The sequence below is a fragment of the Methylobacterium sp. E-025 genome (genome assembly GCF_022829705.1).
Classification (GTDB): domain Bacteria; phylum Pseudomonadota; class Alphaproteobacteria; order Rhizobiales; family Beijerinckiaceae; genus Methylobacterium.
This window is the reverse complement of the sequence record NZ_JAKSYR010000152.1, coordinates 52221-70417: the sequence shown is the minus strand read 5'-3', so window position 1 is coordinate 70417 and position 18197 is coordinate 52221. Positions and strand designations below refer to the sequence as shown.

Annotated in this window: 19 protein-coding genes; 8 read left to right on the top strand and 11 right to left on the bottom strand. The window is 71.9% G+C overall.

Annotated features, from left to right (window positions below; genetic code table 11):
• Window positions 1–51: 51 nt before the first annotated feature.
• Entirely contained in the window at window positions 52–477 is a 426-nt protein-coding gene (locus tag MKK64_RS22445) for an alpha-hydroxy-acid oxidizing protein (RefSeq protein ID WP_243937527.1), read from the bottom strand.
• A 266-nt stretch (window positions 478–743) separates the two neighbouring features.
• On the opposite strand from MKK64_RS22445, the gene MKK64_RS22440 reads away from it, so the two are divergent.
• Window positions 744–1538, top strand: a complete 795-nt coding sequence (locus MKK64_RS22440; protein ID WP_243937525.1) for a flagellar hook basal-body protein — start codon at window positions 744–746, stop codon at window positions 1536–1538.
• Between the two features lie 26 nt (window positions 1539–1564).
• On the opposite strand, the gene ntrC is transcribed toward MKK64_RS22440, so the two are convergent.
• The 3 genes from ntrC to dusB are packed head-to-tail and all read right to left on the bottom strand — an operon-like array spanning window position 1565 to window position 5222.
• Complete coding sequence (gene ntrC / locus MKK64_RS22435; RefSeq protein ID WP_147728390.1) at window positions 1565–3028, bottom strand: nitrogen regulation protein NR(I); 1464 nt, start codon at window positions 3026–3028, stop codon at window positions 1565–1567.
• Window positions 3029–3033: 5 nt separating this feature from the next.
• On the bottom strand, window positions 3034–4191 hold the full coding sequence (locus tag MKK64_RS22430) for a two-component system sensor histidine kinase NtrB (protein WP_187274736.1): 1158 nt from the start codon (window positions 4189–4191) through the stop codon (window positions 3034–3036).
• 26 nt (window positions 4192–4217) lie between these two features.
• A complete protein-coding gene (gene dusB / locus MKK64_RS22425) occupies window positions 4218–5222 on the bottom strand; it encodes a tRNA dihydrouridine synthase DusB (RefSeq protein WP_243937518.1) in 1005 nt (334 codons plus the stop codon).
• Between the two features lie 177 nt (window positions 5223–5399).
• Here dusB and MKK64_RS22420 point away from each other — a divergent pair, with 177 nt between their 5' ends.
• The 3 genes from MKK64_RS22420 to MKK64_RS22410 all read left to right on the top strand — a co-directional run bounded on the left by MKK64_RS22420 (window position 5400) and on the right by MKK64_RS22410 (window position 8542).
• The gene (locus MKK64_RS22420) at window positions 5400–6707 is read left to right on the top strand and encodes a bifunctional 2-C-methyl-D-erythritol 4-phosphate cytidylyltransferase/2-C-methyl-D-erythritol 2,4-cyclodiphosphate synthase (protein WP_243937516.1); all 1308 of its coding nucleotides are present in this window, start codon (window positions 5400–5402) and stop codon (window positions 6705–6707) included.
• A 68-nt stretch (window positions 6708–6775) separates the two neighbouring features.
• Entirely contained in the window at window positions 6776–7267 is a 492-nt protein-coding gene (locus MKK64_RS22415) for a CinA family protein (protein WP_243937508.1), read from the top strand.
• Window positions 7268–7336: 69 nt separating this feature from the next.
• Entirely contained in the window at window positions 7337–8542 is a 1206-nt protein-coding gene (locus MKK64_RS22410) for an FAD-dependent oxidoreductase (protein WP_243937506.1), read from the top strand.
• A 115-nt stretch (window positions 8543–8657) separates the two neighbouring features.
• Here MKK64_RS22410 and MKK64_RS22405 read toward each other — a convergent pair whose 3' ends face one another.
• Both MKK64_RS22405 and lipA read right to left on the bottom strand, forming a co-directional pair.
• A complete protein-coding gene (locus MKK64_RS22405) occupies window positions 8658–9116 on the bottom strand; it encodes a type II toxin-antitoxin system RatA family toxin (protein ID WP_243937504.1) in 459 nt (152 codons plus the stop codon).
• 6 nt (window positions 9117–9122) lie between these two features.
• Window positions 9123–10118, bottom strand: a complete 996-nt coding sequence (gene lipA / locus MKK64_RS22400; protein WP_147728942.1) for a lipoyl synthase — start codon at window positions 10116–10118, stop codon at window positions 9123–9125.
• Between the two features lie 246 nt (window positions 10119–10364).
• Between lipA and MKK64_RS22395 the strand changes: the two genes are divergently transcribed.
• Together MKK64_RS22395 and MKK64_RS22390 are read left to right on the top strand one after the other, a co-directional pair.
• Window positions 10365–10874 (top strand): PRC-barrel domain-containing protein, encoded by a 510-nt coding sequence (locus tag MKK64_RS22395; RefSeq protein WP_147728943.1) that lies wholly within the window; start codon window positions 10365–10367, stop codon window positions 10872–10874.
• A 147-nt stretch (window positions 10875–11021) separates the two neighbouring features.
• Window positions 11022–11231: a hypothetical protein gene (locus tag MKK64_RS22390; protein WP_243934861.1), complete on the top strand. Its 210-nt coding sequence runs from the start codon at window positions 11022–11024 to the stop codon at window positions 11229–11231.
• Between the two features lie 6 nt (window positions 11232–11237).
• Here MKK64_RS22390 and MKK64_RS22385 read toward each other — a convergent pair whose 3' ends face one another.
• From MKK64_RS22385 to MKK64_RS22375, 3 genes are all read right to left on the bottom strand, one after another.
• Complete coding sequence (locus MKK64_RS22385; protein WP_243934863.1) at window positions 11238–11933, bottom strand: cell wall hydrolase; 696 nt, start codon at window positions 11931–11933, stop codon at window positions 11238–11240.
• A gap of 105 nt (window positions 11934–12038) precedes the next feature.
• The gene (locus MKK64_RS22380) at window positions 12039–12782 is read right to left on the bottom strand and encodes a trypsin-like serine peptidase (protein ID WP_243934865.1); all 744 of its coding nucleotides are present in this window, start codon (window positions 12780–12782) and stop codon (window positions 12039–12041) included.
• A 5-nt stretch (window positions 12783–12787) separates the two neighbouring features.
• Window positions 12788–13762 carry a threo-3-hydroxy-L-aspartate ammonia-lyase gene (locus MKK64_RS22375; RefSeq protein ID WP_243934866.1) on the bottom strand — a complete coding sequence of 325 codons (975 nt, stop codon included), beginning with the start codon at window positions 13760–13762 and terminating at the stop codon, window positions 12788–12790.
• A 230-nt stretch (window positions 13763–13992) separates the two neighbouring features.
• Here MKK64_RS22375 and MKK64_RS22370 point away from each other — a divergent pair, with 230 nt between their 5' ends.
• Window positions 13993–15339 (top strand): PQQ-dependent sugar dehydrogenase, encoded by a 1347-nt coding sequence (locus MKK64_RS22370; protein ID WP_243937501.1) that lies wholly within the window; start codon window positions 13993–13995, stop codon window positions 15337–15339.
• Window positions 15340–15349: 10 nt separating this feature from the next.
• On the opposite strand, the gene MKK64_RS22365 is transcribed toward MKK64_RS22370, so the two are convergent.
• Together MKK64_RS22365 and MKK64_RS22360 are read right to left on the bottom strand one after the other, a co-directional pair.
• Entirely contained in the window at window positions 15350–16096 is a 747-nt protein-coding gene (locus tag MKK64_RS22365) for a molybdopterin-dependent oxidoreductase (protein ID WP_243937500.1), read from the bottom strand.
• Complete coding sequence (locus MKK64_RS22360) at window positions 16093–16806, bottom strand: cytochrome b/b6 domain-containing protein (protein WP_147728915.1); 714 nt, start codon at window positions 16804–16806, stop codon at window positions 16093–16095. Before MKK64_RS22360 ends, MKK64_RS22365 begins: the two co-directional genes overlap by 4 nt.
• A gap of 287 nt (window positions 16807–17093) precedes the next feature.
• On the opposite strand from MKK64_RS22360, the gene MKK64_RS22355 reads away from it, so the two are divergent.
• A complete protein-coding gene (locus MKK64_RS22355) occupies window positions 17094–18197 on the top strand; it encodes a glycosyltransferase family 4 protein (RefSeq protein ID WP_147843158.1) in 1104 nt (367 codons plus the stop codon).

The following is an 18197-nucleotide window of genomic DNA, read 5'->3' as shown; positions in this document are numbered from 1 at the left end:
GGCGGCGCCGATCCCGGCGATCGTGGTGGCGCCGACCTGGCGCATGATCGTCTAGAACTCGCGCTGCATGATGGCGAGCACGGCGGCGACCCCGGGCTCGCCGAAGGCGGCCAGCCCCCAGACGGAGGGGCGGCCGATGCACACGGCGGTGGCGCCGAGCGCCAGGGCCTTGAGCACGTCGGTGCCGCGGCGGAAGCCGCCGTCGATCAGCACGGGCACGCGGCCGTTCACCGCCGTCACGATCTCCGGCGGCACGCCGATCGTGGATTGCAGGCTCGCCTCGGCCCGGCCGCCGTGGTTCGACACGATCAGCGCATCGACGCCGTGGTCGAGCGCGCTCTTCGCGTCCTCCCTCGTGACGATGCCCTGGAGCACGAGCTTGCCCTTCACGAGGCCGCGCAGGCGCCGCACGTAGTCCCAGGTCATGCCGGTGCCGTAGAGGTTGGTCACCCGGTCGACGTCGATCCCGTCGAACATCGGCTTGCGGCTGACCTCGTTCTTGAAGCCGGGCGTATGGCAGTCGGTGCAGGTGCGGGTGTCCGAGCGGCGCTAGTTCAGTCGTTTCCAAATGTTTCCAAGATGTCGAGCTTCGCTTCCAGGGCGAGCTCATGCCAGCTCAAGACATAAATCGTTACACACCGCGTATTAACGATGAAATCCTCAAATCAGGGTGGCCGGGGAATGGTCGGCCGACGTTCTGGTCGGGCCCGGTTGCACCGGGCCGTTCTTGATGGAGATCCGCGATGAGCCTGATGGATGCGCTCTCGAACGCCATCACCGGGACCTCGGCCCAATCCTTCGCGCTGAACAACATCTCGGGGAACATCTCCAACAGCACCACGGCCGGCTTCAAGAGCACGGATACGAGCTTCGCCGACATGCTGGCGCAGACCGAGGCCGGGACGCAGCCCGCCGGCGGCGTCGCGATCAGCACGCGGTCGAACCTGGGGCTCCAGGGCACGGTGGCGTCGACCGGCATCGCGACGAACCTCGCGATCGGCGGCGACGGCTACTTCGTGGTCCGGCAGAATCTCGGGACCGCGTCGGCGCCGAGCTTCGGCTCTGCGCTGGCCTACACCCGGCGCGGCGACTTCGCGCCCGATGCCAGCGGGTACCTCGTCAACGGGGCCGGGTACTACCTGTTCGCCGGGGCCTCGACGGGCGCGCCGGTCCAGGTGCCGGCCACCGCCACGAGCGCGCTCTCCAGCCTGTCGGTCTCGCCCGCCGGCGCCCTCACCGGCACCCTGTCGGACGGCAGCACCCAGGCGCTCGGCACCCTGGCCCTGGCCCAGTTCGGTGCGCGGGACACGCTCGCCTCGCTCGACGGCGGCGCCTTCGTCGCGACCGCGAGCACCGGTGCGCCGAGCTTCGGCCTGAACGGCGCGACCGTGACCGGCGGCTCGGTGGAGCAATCGAATGCGAGCATCTCGGACCAGTTCTCCAAGATGATCGAGACGCAGCAGGCCTATTCCTCCAACACGAAGGTGATCAGCACCGTCAACGAGATGCTGCAATCGGCCATCGCGATGTACGTCTGACGCGGCGCGCGCCGCTACCCGTCCGCCTAGCGCGCCGTTCGGAACACCTGCAGGTCGAGGTCGCGCACCTTCTTGCGCAGGGTGTTGCGGTTGACGCCCAGAAGCTCCGCCGCGCGGATCTGGTTGCCGCGGGTGGCGGCGAGCGCCGCGCCGATCAGCGGGCCTTCGATCTCGCGCAGGATCCGGTGATACAGGCCGGGCGGGGGCAGCGTGTCGCGGTATCCGGAGAAGTAGTCCGAAAGGTGGCGCTCGACCGCGCCGGACAGGGTCTCGTTGTCGGCGCCGGCCTTGCGCGCGGTGCCGTTCCCGGCCGAGGCCGGGGGGCTGAGCGGCAGCGTGTCGAGCTCCGCCTCGATCACCGGGCCGGTGATGGTCTCCTGCGGGTAGAGGGCGGCGAGCCGCCGGACGAGGTTTTCCAGCTCGCGGACGTTGCCGGGCCAGCGGTAGCGCTTCAGGCGCTCCATCGCCTCGCCGTCGAGCATCTTCCGCGTGAGGCCTTCGCGCTCGACCTGGATGAAGAAGTGGCGGACGAGGTCGGGCACGTCCTCGGACCGCTCGCGCAGGGCCGGCAGCCGCAGCGGCACGACGTTCAGGCGGAAGAACAGGTCCTCGCGGAAGATGCCCTGCTGGATCGAGATCCGCAGGTCCTTGTTGGTCGCAGCGATGATGCGGACGTTGGTCTTGATCGGAACCCGGCCGCCGACGGTGGTGTACTCGCCCTGTTGCAGCACGCGCAGCAGCCGGGTCTGCGCCTCCATCGGCATGTCGCCGATCTCGTCGAGGAACAGCGTGCCGCCCTCCGCCTGCTCGAAGCGGCCGGCCGAGCGCTGCAGCGCCCCGGTGAAGGCCCCCTTCTCGTGGCCGAACAGCTCCGATTCGATCAGGTCGCGCGGGATCGCGGCCATGTTGACGGGCACGAACGGGCCGGTGCGCCGGCGGCCGTAATCGTGGAGCGCGCGGGCCACCAGCTCCTTGCCGGTGCCGGACTCGCCGGTGATCATCACGGTCAGGTCGGTCGGCATCAGCCGGGCGAGCGCCCGGTAGATCTCCTGCATCGCCGGCGAGCGCCCGACCAGCGGGATGTCCTCGTTGTCGGGCGGCGCGGCGGCGGCGGCCGTGCCGCGCGGGCGCGACAGCGCCCGGCCGACGATGGCGATCAGCTCCTTCAGGTCGAAGGGCTTGGGCAGGTACTCGTAGGCGCCGCGCTCGGAGGCGCGGATCGCGGTCATGAAGGTGTTCTGCGCGCTCATGACGATGACCGGCAGCTCCGGCCGCACCCGCTTGATGCGCGGCAGCAGGTCGAACACGTTCTCGTCGGGCATCACCACGTCGGTGATGACGAGGTCGCCCTCCCCTTGCGCCACCCAGCGCCACAGGGTCGCGCAGTTGCCGGTGGAGCGGACCTCGTAGCCGGCCCGCGACAGCGCCTGGTTCAGGACGGTGCGGATGGCGGCGTCGTCGTCCGCGACGATGATGTGGCCGTTGGGCATGACTCTTACTCGGGCTCCGCGACCGCTTCGCGCCCGTCGCGGGCGCTCGACATGGGCAGGAGGATTCGGAAGGCGGTGCGGCGGGGCGCGGGATCGCACTCGACGATGCCGCCATGATCGCCGACGATCTTCGCGACCAATGCAAGACCGAGGCCGGAGCCTTGCGCCTTCGTCGTCACGAACGGGTCGAACAGATCCGGCAGCAGCTCGGCCGAGATGCCCGGGCCGTTGTCGCGCACCGCCACCTCGATCGGCAGGCTCACGCGCTCGCGCGAGCCCGGGACCTGAAGCCGCAGGCCGGTGCGGAAGGCGGTCGACAGGGTGATCTCGCCGTCGACCGCGTCGGCGCCGATCGCTTCCGCCGCGTTCTTCACCAGGTTCAGGATCACCTGCACGAGCTGATCGCGATTGCCGAGCACCGGCGGCAGCGACGGATCGTAGGTCTCGACGAAGCGGATGTGGCGCCCGAACCCGGATTGCGCCGAGCGCTTCACCTGATCGAGCACGCCGTGCACGTTGACCGGGCCGCGCTCGACCGGGCGCTCGTCGCCGAACAGCTCCATCCGCTCGACGATCCGCACGATCCGGTCGGTCTCCTCGCAGATCAGGCTGGTCAGCACCCGGTCCTCTTCCGGCCCCGACTGCTCGAGCAGCTGGGCCGCGCCGCGGATGCCGGCGAGCGGGTTCTTGATCTCGTGGGCGAGCATCGCGCCGAGCGCCACCATCGAGCGCGCCGCGCCGCGATGCGTCAGCTGGCGGTTCATCTTGTCGGCGATGGTGCGCTCCTGGAGCATCAGCACCACCGCCTCGCCGTCGTCGCCGAGCGCGGTGGCGAACACGTCGACGCTGCGCTCCGCGCCCGAGCGCGGTTGCGTCAGCTCGACCCGGTACTCGCTGACGCTGGACCCGCGCCGGCGCACCTCCGCCACCAGCGCGATGATCGGCGAGGCGAAGGGGATGATGTCGCGAAGCCGGCGCCGCTGCATCAGCCGGGCGGAATAGTCGAAGAACGTTTCGGCCGCGTGGTTGCAGTGCATGATGCGGTCGTCCGCGCCGATGGTCAGCACCGGCAACGGCAGGGCGTTGATCACCGCCTCGGCGCTCGGCATGCCGCGGGGTTTCGCCGCGGGCTCCTTGGCGGCGGGGTCGAGACCGATCGGCATCGCCTCGTCCCTGGGTTCCCCGTCGCTCATGCGGCCTCCGCGATCGCCGGGGCGGCCTCGAAGGCGGCGCGCAGGAGCCGGTCCGCCACCTCCGGGTCGGTGGTGGTCAGGAGCCGCGTGCGCTCGGCCGCATCGAGGCCGCCCGCCGCGTCGGCATAGGCCGCCAGATGCTTGCGGGCATGACGCACGCCCATCGCTGCGCCGTAGAGCGCGATCAGCCCGGCATAATGCGCCGCCGCCAGCCCCGCCCGGGCCGACCGCGACAGCGTCGGCACCGGGCGCCCGGCCAGCCCCGCGGCGAGGGCGCCGACGAGCCAGGGCCGCCCGACCGCCGCGCGGCCGACCATGATGCCGGCAGCACCTGAGGCCGCCAGGCACGCCCGGGCGCTGGAAAGGTCCGTCACGTCGCCGTTGGCGATGACGGGGATCGACACCGCCGCGACGACCGGCCGGATCGCGGCCCAGTCGGCGCTGCCCTTGTAGAATTGCTGCCGGGTGCGGCCGTGGACGGTGACCGCGTTCAGCCCCAGTGCCTGGGCCCGGCGGGCGAGCTCCGCGGCGTTCAGGCCGTGGTGGTCCCAGCCGAGGCGCATCTTCACCGTCACCGGGATCGACACCGCCTCGCGCACGGCGCCGAGGAGGCGGGCCGCATGGTCGAGGTCGCGCATCAGCGCGGAGCCCGAGGCGATGCCGGTGACGATCTTGGCCGGGCAGCCCATGTTGACGTCGATCACGTCGGCGCCGTTCGCGGCGGCGATCCGGGCGGCCTCGGCCATCGGCTCGGGGGCGCAGCCGGCGAGCTGGACGATGTGCGGCGCGATGCCCGACCCTTCCGCCCTGAGCCGCGCCTCCTCCGAACCGCGCGCGAACTCGGCCGCCGCCACCATCTCCGACACCACCGCGCTCGCGCCGGCACCCTGCGCGATGCGGCGCATGTGCAGGTCGGTGACGCCCGACAGCGGCGCCAGCAGCGCCACCGGATCGACCGAGCGCTCCCCTCGCAGGACGCTCAAATAATGATCAGCCATCATTCTGCACAACAAATAGACAAAACCAGCCCGGCGCAAGCCCCCGGGCGAGGGTTGGGCGGGGAACCGCGCGATTTGATTTCGCTTCATCCCCCGCATAAACGACAGGCAGATTTTTGAGGACCCGAACCGGCCGCATGGCAGGCGGTCTCGGCCCCGGCACGACGGAAACCCCCAGGCATGTCCGAACCCGGATCGAGCGTCGCCGCCGTCGTCGTGGCGGCCGGTCGCGGCATCCGCATCGGCGGCGGGATGCCCAAGCAGTACCGTCGCGTCGGCGGGCAGGCGGTCCTCACCCGCACCCTCGACGCCCTCGGCCGCGACCCCGTGATCGGCCGGATCCAGGTGGTGATCGCCGCCGACGCGGCCGCGTTCTACGACACCTGCCGCACCGAGCTCGCGCCCGCCATCGCCGACAAGCTGCTGCCGCCGGTCGAGGGCGGGGCGACGCGCCAGGACTCGGTCCGAGCCGGGCTCGAAGCGCTCGCGGCAGCGGGCGCGCCGGACGTGGTCCTCGTCCACGACGCGGCCCGGCCCTTCGTCGATGCCGGGCTGATCGCCCGCGCCGTCGCCGCCGGGCGCGACCACGGCGCGGCGGTGCCGGGCGTGGCCGTCGCCGACACGATCAAGCTCGTGGACGAGCAGGGCGGCATCGGCCGCGTGCGCGAGACGCCGGCCCGCGAGCACCTGCGCGCGGTGCAGACGCCGCAGGCCTTCGTCTTCGGGACCTTGCGCGACGCGCACCGCGCCGCCGCCGCCGAGGGCCTGCACGGCTTCACCGACGACGGCGCCCTCGCCGAATGGGCCGGCCTCGCCGTGGTGGTGTTCACCGGCGACCCGAAGAACCGCAAGATCACCCAACCCTCCGACCTGATCGAGGCCGACCGGGCCTTTTCCGGCTCGGGCGAGGAGACGGCGAAGGACAGTGCGAAGGACATCGCCATGACGACCTACGTGACCCGCCTCGGCACCGGATTCGACGTGCACGCCTTCACCGACGGCGACCATGTCTGGCTCGGCGGGGTGAAGATCCCGGCCGACCGCGGGGTGCTCGCCCATTCCGACGGCGACGTCGCGCTGCATGCCCTCACCGACGCGCTGCTCGGCGCCATCGCCGACGGCGACATCGGCACCCATTTCCCGCCCTCAGACGAGCAGTGGCGCGGGGCGTCGTCGGACCGGTTCCTGGCCCATGCCTGCAAGCTGGTGCGCGACCGCGGCGGCCGCATCGACCATCTCGACATCACGGTGCTGGCGGAAGCGCCCCGCATCGGCGCCCACCGCGAGACGATCCGCGCCCGCATCGCCGAGATCTGCGCCGTGCCGCTGACCGCGGTGTCGATCAAGGCGACGACCACGGAGAAGCTCGGCTTCGTCGGCCGCGCGGAAGGCCTCGCGGCCCAGGCCGCCGCGACCATCCGCCTGCCGGAGGAGGTGGAGACGAGCCCGGTGGACGCCCAGGCCGAGACGGCCATGCGCCAGGGCTGACGGTTGGGCGGACGCGCATCCGCTGCGATGATCCGAAGGCCGCTTCGAACGAAAAAGGGATTCGCGCGATGTTCGACGACGCCCTCCTCGCCCGCGCCGCCGCCCTGGTCAGGGCCTACGCCGAGGCCGGCACCCGGATCGCGACGGCCGAATCCTGCACCGGAGGGCTCGTCGCCGGGTTGCTGACGGCGGTGCCCGGCTCGTCGGCGGTCGTCGAGCGCGGCTTCGTCACCTACTCGAACGAGGCCAAGTCCGAAGCGATCGGGGTGCCCGCCGCACTCATCGGCGCGCACGGCGCGGTCAGCGAGGCGGTCGCCCGCGCGATGGCGGGCGGCGCGCTGGCGGCGTCGCGGGCCGACGTGGCGGTGGCGATCACGGGGATCGCCGGCCCCGGCGGCGGCAGCCCGGGCAAGCCCGTCGGCCTCGTGCATTTCGGTCTGGCGACCGGCGGCGGCGTCCGCCACCTGGAGCGGCGCTACGGCGATCTCGGCCGTGCCGAGATCCGACGTCGCGCCGTGGTCGATGCGTTGGACCTGTTGGAGGCGGCGCTCGTTTCCTGATCGGGGCGCTCGGTTCTCCTGATCGGAGCGGTCCTGCGGCGAACGCCGCCGAACCGGAGGCGCGGTTCCATGGACAGCCTGTCGGCACAAATCTGCATCGTCGGCGGTGGACCGGCGGGGATGATGGCGGGCCTGCTGTTCGCCCGCGCGGGCGTCTCGGTCGTGGTGCTCGAGAAGCACAACGACTTCCTGCGCGATTTCCGCGGCGACACCATCCATCCCTCGACCCTGGCCGTGATGGACGATCTCGGCCTCGGCGACGCCTTCCGCGCCCTGCCGCAGCGCCGGGTCGAGACGTTATCGGCGGTGATGGGCGGCCGGACGTTCCGCGTCGCCGATTTCCGCCGGCTCGCGACGCGGAACCGCTTCATCGCGCTGATGCCGCAATGGGATTTCCTCGACTTCCTCGGCCGCGAGGCGAGGAAGCTGCCCGGCTTCCGGCTGCTGATGGCGACCGAGGGGCAGTCGCTGATCGAGACGGATGGCCGGATCGCCGGGGTTCGTGCCGCCGGCCCCGACGGTGCGATCGCGATCGCCGCCGACCTCGTCCTGTGCGCCGACGGCCGGCATTCCGCGATGCGACGTCGGGCCGGCTTCGTGCCGCGCGACTTCGCGGCCCCGATCGACGTGCTGTGGTTCCGCCTGTCGCGCCGCCCCGGAGACCCGGAGGCCGCGGCCGGTCGCTTCGGGGCGGGCCGCATCCTGATCACGATCGATCGCGGCGATTACTGGCAATGCGCCGCAATCGTGCCGAAGGGCGGCGATGCGGCGATCCGCACGCGCGGACTCGCGGCGTTCCGCGCCGGCATCGCCGACCTCGCGCCGTTCCTGGCCGACCGCACCGGCGAGATCGGGACCTTCGAGGCGGTGAGGACGCTGACGGTGACCGTGGACCGGCTGGAGCGCTGGCACCGTCCGGGGCTGCTCTGCATCGGCGACGCGGCGCATGCGATGTCGCCGGTCGGCGGCGTCGGCATCAACCTCGCGATCCAGGATGCGGTCGCCGCCGCCAACCTGCTCGCCGGGCCGTTGCGGGCCGGACGCCTCGCCGAGGCCGACCTCGCGCGGGTCCAGGCCCGCCGAAGCCTTCCGACGCGGCTGACGCAACGGGTCCAGCGCCTGATCCAGGATCGGATCATCGCCCCGGTGCTCGACCACGGGGACGCGCGCCTCAGCCCGCCGCTCGCGCTCCGGCTGCTCGACCGCCTGCCGTGGCTTCAGCGCATCCCGGCCCGGATCGTCGGCCTCGGCTTCCGCCCGGAGCATCCGCGGTGAGGCGCACGATCCAGCGCGTCCTCTTCGTCTGCGGTCGCGCCCGGCTCCGCAGCCCGACGGCCGAGCAGGCCTTCTCTCGGGTATGCCCAACCGGATGCCGCCGGCGCGGCCGGCCTCAGGCCCTACCGTAGACCCGGTCCGCCCGGCTCTCGAACGCGTCGGTGAACTTGCGGAAGGCGCGGTCGAACATCTTGCCCATCAGCAGGCCGAGGGCGAAGCTCTTGAACTCGTAGGTGATGAAGAAGTCGACGTCGCAGCCGCCGTCGCGGCCGGGCTTGAACGCCCAGCGGTTCTCCAGGTGCCGGAACGGGCCGTCGATGTACTCGGCCGTGATCTTGAGATTTAGGCGGTCGAGGCCGACCCGGGTGGTGAAGCGCTCGCGGATCGCCTTGTAGCCGACGCCCATCTCGGCCACGAGCACCTCGGTCCCCTCCCCGGTGCCGGGCTGGCGGCGCAGCACGCGCAGCGATTCGCACAGCGGCAGGAACTCGGGATAGTGCTCCACGTCGGCGACGAGGTCGTACATCTGCTGGGGCGAGTGACGCACCCAGCGGGTGATCCGGAAGGATGGCATGACGACTCAGGCTGAGAGGGTGTCGGGGGCGAGCCGCGCGTTGCGGGCGGCCTGGAGCCGCGAAAAATCCTCGCCGGCATGGTGCGACGAGCGGGTCAGCGGCGTCGCCGAGACCAGCAGGAAGCCCTTGGCGTAGGCGGTGGTCTCGAACGCCTTGAATTCGTCCGGCGGCACGAAGCGGACGACCTCGTGGTGCTTCTTGGTCGGCTGCAGGTACTGGCCGATGGTGAGGAAGTCGACGTCGGCCGAGCGCAGGTCGTCCATCAGCTGCACGACCTCGTTTCGCTCCTCGCCGAGGCCGACCATGATGCCGGACTTGGTGAAGATCGTGGGGTCGAGCTCCTTGACCCGCTGCAGCAGGCGCACCGAGTGGAAGTAGCGGGCGCCGGGGCGGACCGTGAGGTAGTTGCCGGGTACCGTCTCGAGGTTGTGGTTGAACACGTCGGGCTTGGCGGCCACGACCGCCTCGAGCGCGCCGTCCTTGCGCAAGAAGTCCGGCGTCAGGATCTCGATGGTGGTGCCGGGGCTGAGCCGCCGGATCGCCGCGATGGTGCGGGCGAAATGCTCGGCACCGCCGTCGGCGAGGTCGTCGCGGTCCACGGAGGTGACGACGACGTGGTGCAGGCCGAGCTTGGCCACCGAGTCCGCGATCTTGTCGGGCTCGTGCTGATCCAGGGCGTTGGGCAGGCCGGTGCGCACGTTGCAGAAGGCGCAGGCCCGCGTGCAGGTGTCGCCCATGATCATGAAGGTGGCGTGGCGCTTCTCCCAGCACTCGCCGATGTTGGGGCACCCGGCCTCCTCGCAGACCGTGACGAGGCCGTGCTCGCGCACGATCGCCCGGGTCTCGGCCCAGGCCGGGGAGCCCGGCGCCTTCACGCGGATCCAGTCGGGCTTGCGCAGCTGCACCGGCTGGTCCGGCCGGTGCGCCTTCTCCGGGTGGCGGATGCGGGCCGGAAGCGGTGGCCGCGGATCGTTCTTCAGGAGATCAAGGACGGTCGCCATGACACACCGCGTGCGAGGCACCCGCGGTGCGGGTATCGGGGAGCACCTGCGACTTAAGACGTCCGGCCCCGCGCCGCAAACCGGCGCGACCGCAGGTCGCCCACGATCCCGAGACAGGGCGCGCGGATTCGTCATGGCCGGCGGGCCCGCGCGATCCGCCGCAACGCCCGCCCGGAACCCGGCGTGACGGATCCGGTTCCTTGGGGTCAACGGCCGCCGCACGGCCCTCACCGGAAGGAAGATCGCTTGACCCGGATCCTGCGCCGCGCGCTCGCCGCACCCGTGATGCTCGCGCTCGTGTTCCCGGCGCTCGCCGGCGTCGGCCCGGAGGACAAGCCGGCGCAGAGCGACGGCATGGTGGTGCAGGGCACCGGCCCGGGCACCAGCGCGGGCGGCAGCCCGTCCGATGTCGGGATCAAGCGCGCCGGATCGAAGGCGGATGCCGAGGGCCGCAACAAGCTCAGCCCCGCCGGCTTCCTCACCACCGACGTGATCGGGATCAAGGTCTCGGACAATGCCGGCAACGCGCTCGGCACGGTGGTCGACCTCGTGATGGAGGACGGGCGCACCCTGACGGCCGTGGTGCTCGACATCGGCGGGTTCCTCGGCGTCGGCACGCGCTACGTCGCGGTGCAGCCGGCCGCGCTGATCCTGTCCCCGGGCGGCGAGCGCTACGCCGCCACGCTCGACATGAGCAAGGAGCAGCTCGGGGCCGCGCCGGACTTCAAGTACAGCAAGTACAAGCCGCAGAACTGACGCGGCATCAGCGTGTGGCAGGCGGCGATGCGTCGTCGGCCACGCCGATCCCGGCCGCGCTAGGGCAGGGAAATCCGCCTTCAAGAATGTCGCTTGCGGTCAAGCTTGGCTATGGCGATGTCCACGGGATTTTCGGTGGGAACGGTGATGGTCGAGGCCTTGCGGAAGGCGATCCGGTTGCGGGCGACGCGGCGCTCGCGCGACCTGCGGATCGGAACTAGCGGCTGCGCCCGCACGCCGCCGGTCGGCACCGCCGACCGCGGCACGAACACGGCGCACCGCCTCACCGCCCGCGAGCTGATCGCGATGGCGCAGGCCGCGCGTCGAGCGCGCGGCAGGGAAGAGCCGGAGGGCTGAGCCGCCTCAGCCGCCGCCCGGAAGCGCGCCGAGGCCCGCCACCTGGCAGATGTCGCGGGCGGGTTCGGCCAGCACCGTCTGCGCGGCCGCGACCTCGGTCTGCGCCGGGCCGGCCGGGGCGATGGTCGCTGCCGGTGGGATCGCCTCGGCGTAGGCCATCGCGGTCGAGGCGGGCGGCGGGGTCTGGGCCTGGCTCCCGGCCTTGCGCTTCTCGTAGAAGGCGTTGCCGCCGGCCACCGCCACGTAGTGCATGTTGTCGTACGGGTATTTCCGGCCGGCGGTGTGGAAGTACATCGCCCGGCCGACCTTGGGATGGCGCTCGCCGGCAAGGATTGCGTCGGCGGCGTCGGCGACCTTCTGCAGGTCCTTCTCGGCCATCGGCTTGGTCAGCACGCCGGTCGCGAACTGCCGCGGCTGGCCGACCACCGAGCAGATGCCGCCGTTCGGGAAGGCGGCGTTCTCCAGGCGGTTCATCACCACGGTCCCGACCGCGAGCAGGCCTTCGGAATCGCTGCGGTTCGATTCGAAGTACATCGCGCGGCCGAGGCAATCGCGTTCGGTATCCGACACCACCATCGGCTTGCCGCGCGTCGAGCCGGTGCTGAGAGCGGTGTTTGCGCTGGTGTTGCAGGCGCCGAGACTTGGTCCGAGCAGGAGGACCGACAGGGCCGGCACCGTCAATCTCGTCCCGATACCCTGCATGCCGCCCGGCCTCCCAGCCCATTGCCTCGCCGATGCGATGCGTTCCGGCCAAGCTCGGCCCGAAAGGTGCGGATTTTGTGGCATCATGGTGAACCGACGGTTGCGTCAGCGCGTCGTCGCCTGCGCTTTCCGCATCGCCGCCGCGGTCTCGCGGAATGCGGCGGTCGGCACGGCGACGGACGGAGCCCGCCCCTCCTCCCGGCTGCCCGCCACCAGCACGCCGATCACCACGGGGCCGCCCGCCTCGACCTGCAGCAGCGCCGAGCCCGATTCTCCGGGCACCGCCCGGCAATCGTGCAGCAGCAGGGGCGCCGGGCCGGGGTCCCGCCACGCGCTGCAACCGCCCTGCGCGGTCATCAGCTGGGGCTTGAGCCGGCTGTAGCCCGCCCGCCGGATCTCGCGGCGGATCGCGGCCGGGTCGGCTTCGGCACCGGGATCCTCCAGCGTCAGCGGCGTGCCGGGGATCGGGTCGGCGAGCTCGACCAGGGCCCAGTCGCCCTGCATGTTCGGCCGCGCGGTGCCGTAGGCGAAGGCGTAGTCGTCCGGCTTGCGGTAGGCGGCGGCCAGGCTGTGCGCGCGATACGCGCCCTGGCGGTACCCGGCCACGAAGTGGACGACGCCCGGGTTGACCCAGCGCTTGCGCGGCTCGTCCCACAGGCAGTGCGCGGCGGTGAGCGCGAGCCGCGGACCGATCAGGGTCGCGGTGCAGGATTGGAGGCGGTTGGTGCCGAGCACCACGTTGAGCTTGCCGATCGCGCTGTAGGGCCATGCCTCGGCATCGAAGGCCATGTCCTCCGCACGCGCCGCGCCGGCCCACAGGCATGCGCCGACGAGGACCAGGGCGCGCACCTTCCTCAGCCCGCGACGTGCCGGGCGAACGATGCGAGGTCGATGTTGCCGCCGCTGATCACCACGCCGACGCGCCTGCCCCGCACGTCGAGGCGGCCGTGCATCACCGCCGCCGCCGCGAGGCAGCCGGTCGGCTCGACCACGAGCTTCATCCGCTCGGCGAAGAAGCGCATCGTGGCGACGAGCTCGGCGTCCGTCACCGTCACGATGTCGGCGACCCGCTCCTGGATGATCGGGAAGGTCAGCGATCCGAGGAACGTCGTCTGCGCGCCGTCGGCGATGGTGCGCGGCACCGGGATCGTGACGATCCGCCCCTCGCGGAGCGAGCGTTGCCCGTCGTTGCCGGCCTCCGGCTCGACGCCGATCACGGCGCAGCCGGGCGAGCGCTCGGCGGCGACGAGGGCGCAGCCCGACAGCATGCCGCCGCCGCCGAGGCAGACGACGAGCATGTCGAGCGGCCCGGTCTCGGCGATTAGCTCGAGGGCGAGCGTTCCCTGGCCGGCGATCACGTCCGGATGGTCGTAGGGCGGGATCAGGGTGAGGCCGCGCGCCTCCGCGAGTTCGCGGCCGAGGGCGACGCGGTCCTGGGTGTAGCGGTCGTAGCGCACCACCTCGGCGCCGTAGCCTTGCGTCGCCGCGACCTTCATCGCCGGCGCGTCCTGCGGCATCACGATGGTGGCCGGCACGTTCAGCAGCCGGCTCGCGAGGGCGATCGCCTGGGCGTGGTTGCCCGAGGAGTAGGCGATGACTCCGCGCGCCCGCGCGTCGCCGGCGAGCGCCGCGATCGCGTTGTAGGCGCCGCGGAACTTGAAGGCGCCGGCGCGCTGCAGGTTCTCCGCCTTGAAGAACAGGCTCGCCCCGGCGCGTTCGTCGGCGGTGCGCGACGTAAGCACCGGGGTGCGGTGGGCCACGCCGGCGATGCGCTCGGCGGCGCGCGCCACGTCGGCGAAGGTCGGCTGGCCTGGGGTCGCATCGGTCATCGAGGGCTCGCTCGGCGCCCGCGCCGCTCGCGCCCGGAGCGCGACCCTTCGGCGAGGGACCCACGCACCGTCCTATACGCGTCCCCGGGCGCCGCCGGCACCCTCGGCGTGCGAACGGAGCCAATTGCCCGCTCGGTTCTTATCCTCGGACAAGATCATCATCCGGCAGGGCCGGTCCCGTCCGATCGGCGGGGCAGGCCGCCGGACGAACGACGGATTCACGGAACGACATGCGGACATCGGCAAAACTCGGGCTCGCGGCGCTGGCCGTGGTCCTCCTCGGCGGGGCGGCCTTCGTGCGCTTCGCGGTCTATCCCGAGAGCGCGTCGCTCCCGCTCGCCGACGGCCAGGGGGCGAGCCCAACGCTGCCCGCCCCGAACGCGACGCCGCTGCCCACCGTCAACATCGCGCCCGCCACCGGCTGGGCGAAGGGCGCCAAGCCCGCGCCGGCCGCCGGCTTCTCGGTCGCAGCCTTCGCCGAGGGGCTCGACCATCCGCGCTGGCTCTACACCCTCCCGAACGGCGACGTGCTCGTCGCCGAGAGCAACACCCCGCCCTCCGACGGCACGTTTCCCGGCGTGAAGGCCTGGATCGCGGGCAAGATCATGGATCGGGCCGGCGCCGGCGTGAAGAGCCCGGACCGGATCGTGCTGCTCCGCGACGGCGACGGGGACGGGGTCGCCGAGGTGAAGACGGTCTATCTGAAGGGCCTGACCTCGCCGTTCGGCATGGCGCTGGTCGGCAGCGACCTCTACGTCGCCAACGCCGACGCGCTGGTGCGAGTGCCCTACGAGGCCGGCGGGACCGAGAACGGCGCGACGCCCGAGAAGGTCGTCGACCTGCCGGCCGGGATCAACCACCATTGGACCAAGAACGTGGTCGCGAGCCCCGACGGCGCCAAGCTGTTCATCACCGTCGGCTCGAACAGCAACGTGGCCGAGAACGGGCTCGAGGCCGAGAAGGGCCGCGCCGCGATCTGGGAATACACGATCGCGACAAAGACCTTCCGCGAATACGCCACCGGCCTGCGCAACCCGAACGGGTTGGGCTTCGAGCCCGAGACCGGCGCGCTCTGGGCCGCGGTCAACGAGCGCGACGAGATCGGCAGCGATCTCGTGCCGGACTACGTCACCGCGGTGAAGGAGGGCGGGTTCTACGGCTGGCCCTACAGCTATTACGGCCCGCACGTCGACGAGCGCGTCACCCCGCAGCGCCCGGACCTCGTCGCCAAGGCGATCGTGCCGGACTACGCCCTCGGTCCCCACACGGCCTCGCTCGGCATCGCGTTCTCGCGGGGCGCGCACCTGCCCCCGGCCTGGACCAGCGGCCTGTTCGTCGCCCAGCACGGCTCGTGGAACCGGCGTCCGAAGAGCGGCTACAAGGTGATCTACGTGCCGTTCGCCGACGGCCGGCCCGCGGGCACGCCGGTGGACGTGCTGGCCGGCTTCCTCGACGCCGACGAGAAGGCGCAGGGGCGCCCCGTGGACGTGGCCTTCGACAAGACCGGGGCGCTGCTCGTCTCGGACGACGTCGGCAACGCAGTCTGGCGGGTGACGGGGGCGGCCGCCTCGCAGTGAGGCGGACGCCTCAGATCCCCGCGTACCAGCTGAAGCTGAGTTCGGAGACCATGCTGCCGCGGCCCTGGCCGAGGCCGTCCACGCGATCGACGGCCTCGATCGAGGCGAGGTACTTCAGCGACTTGTAGCCGAGCTGCTGCTCGACCCGGAGCCGCACCGGCGCGCCGTGCGCGATCGGCAGCGCGCCGCCGTTCATGCCGTAGGCGAGGATCGTCTGCGGGTGCAGCGCGTCGAACAGGTCGTAGGTGTCCCACCAGCCGTCGACGGTGCGGATCACGATGAAGCGCGCTTCCGGCTTCAGGCCGGCGACGGCCAGGACGTGGGCCAGCGGAACCCCGGTCCATCCGCCGATCGCCGACCAGCCCTGCTCGCAGGAATGTAGCGTGATCTGGGTGCGGGCGGGCATCGCCTTCAAGTCGGCGAGCGAGAATGCGGCCGGGTTCGCCACCAGCCCGCGCACCGGCAGGCGCCAGTCCGAGAAGCCGATCTCCTTCGAGCGGCGGTAGGCAACGTCGTCGGGGTCGGTGGTGTTGATCGTCGGGAAGACCGCCGAGATCGCGTCCGGGGAGAACTCGCGCACCAGCGGCTGATGGCGCAGCAGGAAGCGCTGCACGGTGAAGCTCAGGCGCTCGCTGATCCCGTAGAGGCCGCCGCGGCTCGGGCCGCCCTCCCCGATCCTCTCGCAGCTGGCGAGCAGCCCGGTGCCGCCGAGAGCCGAGGCGCCGAGGATCAGCTTGCGCCGGGAGATGCCGCTCATCGCTTCGCCTCGCGCTCGTGCCGCCGCGCGGGTTCCGCGGCCGGCGCCCGGCGCCCGATGGTCATCCCGCGCATCAGCGCCGCCGGGCCGTTGGCCAGGACCTGCCAGACGTGCACGGCGAGGAACGCCACCAGCAGGGACGCGCACAGGAAGTGCAGGGTCCGGGCCGACTGCCGTCCGCCGAACAGGTCGAACAGCTCGGGGATCGCCGTCGTGACCCCGGGCGACATCGTCAGGCCGGTGAGCAGCATCAGCGGCGACAGCACCAGGACGACCGCCAGGTAGGCGAGCTTCTGCAGCACGTTGTAGCGGGTCTGCGTCGGCCCCGGGCCGCGCAGGTGCAGGTGCTCGCGCACCGTGCCGGCGATGTGCGCCGGGCGGACCTGGTCCGCATCCGGCAGCAGCCGGCGGGACAGGTGGCGCGTCGCGAGGCTCCAGGCGAGATAGAGCAGCCCGTTGAGGACGAAGATCCAGGCGGCGAGGAAGTGGATGTTGCGGCCCCAGCCGGTCTGCTCGAGGTTCACCGGCAGCGGCAGGGCGATCCACGCCGGGGCATCGAGCGCGCCCGTCTCGCCCCAGAACAGCCGCGGCAGCGCCAGCAGGATCGCCGTGCCGCTGACCGCGAGCGCGACGAACGCGGCGGCGTTGATCCAGTGCGTCGCCCGCACCCAGGCGGGATGGCGGATCCGGCCGTCCTCACGTCCCGTCATCGTGCGCCGATCGGATGGTCCTGCATCATAGCGCAGGATCGCACGGCCCCTCGATCGATCCAATGTGAAAGTCCGCCGCGGCCCCGGCGGCGCGAGACCCGTGTCGCCCGGGCGTATACGATGGCGGCCCGCTGTCCCCAGCACCTTGCGTCGACGCGGGAACCGTTGCGGTCATCCTCGGCTTCCGGGATGGTCGGTGAATCAGCAATGTTGCATCCGTTCATCCTGCACACAGACAGGATATGCGATGTGCGACCACGGCCTCCGTCGCTGGAAAACGAGCTTCCGTGAAGATCGCTCTCATCGCCCACCTGAAGTTCCCCATCGCGCAGCCGTATCCGGGCGGTTTGGAGATGCACACGCATCTCCTCGCCGGCGCCCTGATGCGACGCGGGCACGACGTGACGTTGTTCGCCTCGGAGGGATCGGATCCGACACTTGCGCCGGTCTGCGTCTGCCCGCCGACCGGTGACGGGCTCGGCGATCCACTGCGTCATGCGTCCATCGATCGCGCCGAGAACGCGGCTTATGCGCGGATCATGGAGATGGTGCGGGCCGGCGACTTCGACATCGTGCACAACAACAGTCTTCACGACCTGCCGCTGCGCCGAAGCCGGGACCTCGCGGTGCCGATGGTGACGGCGCTTCACACGCCCCCGTTCGACTCGCTTGAGGCGGGCGTGCGCGCCGCTCCCGCCGGCATGCCGTTCGCCGCCGTCTCGAACCACACGGCCGACGCGTGGCGCGAGATCGTCGCCGAGCCGGTCGTCATCGGCAACGGCGTCGAGCTCACGGTCTTCGTCTACCGCCCGGCGCCGGACCCGGTGCCCTACGTGTTCTGGTCCGGCCGGATCGTGCCGGAGAAGGGGCTGCACCTGGCGATCGACGCCGCGCGCGCCGCCGGCCTCCCGCTGCACTTCGCCGGCCCGCGGCCCAATCCCGCCTACTGGGCGGAGTGGATCGCCCCGCGCCTCGGGGACGACCTCGTCGATCTCGGCCATCTCGGCCATGCCGAGCTCGCGCGTCACCTCGGCGGGGCGCGGGCGGCCCTGGTCACCCCGCGCTGGGAGGAGCCGTTCGGGCTGGTGGTCGCCGAGGCGCTGGCCTGCGGCACGCCGGTCGCCGGCTTCCGCCGCGGCGCGCTCCCCGACATCCTCGACGCCACCTGCGGCGCGCTGGCGGCGCCCGACGACGTCGCGAGTCTGTCGGACGCGATCGTCCGCGCCGTCGCCCTCGACCGCCGCGCCTGCCGGCAGCGTGCCGAGGACCTGTTCGACGCCGACGCGATGACCGCCGGCTACGAGGCGCTCTACGACGCGGCGCTCGCCGCGCACGACCTCTCGCTGCTGCCGGTGCCGCGCCTGCGCCGCGTCGCCGGCGCGCAGGCCTGA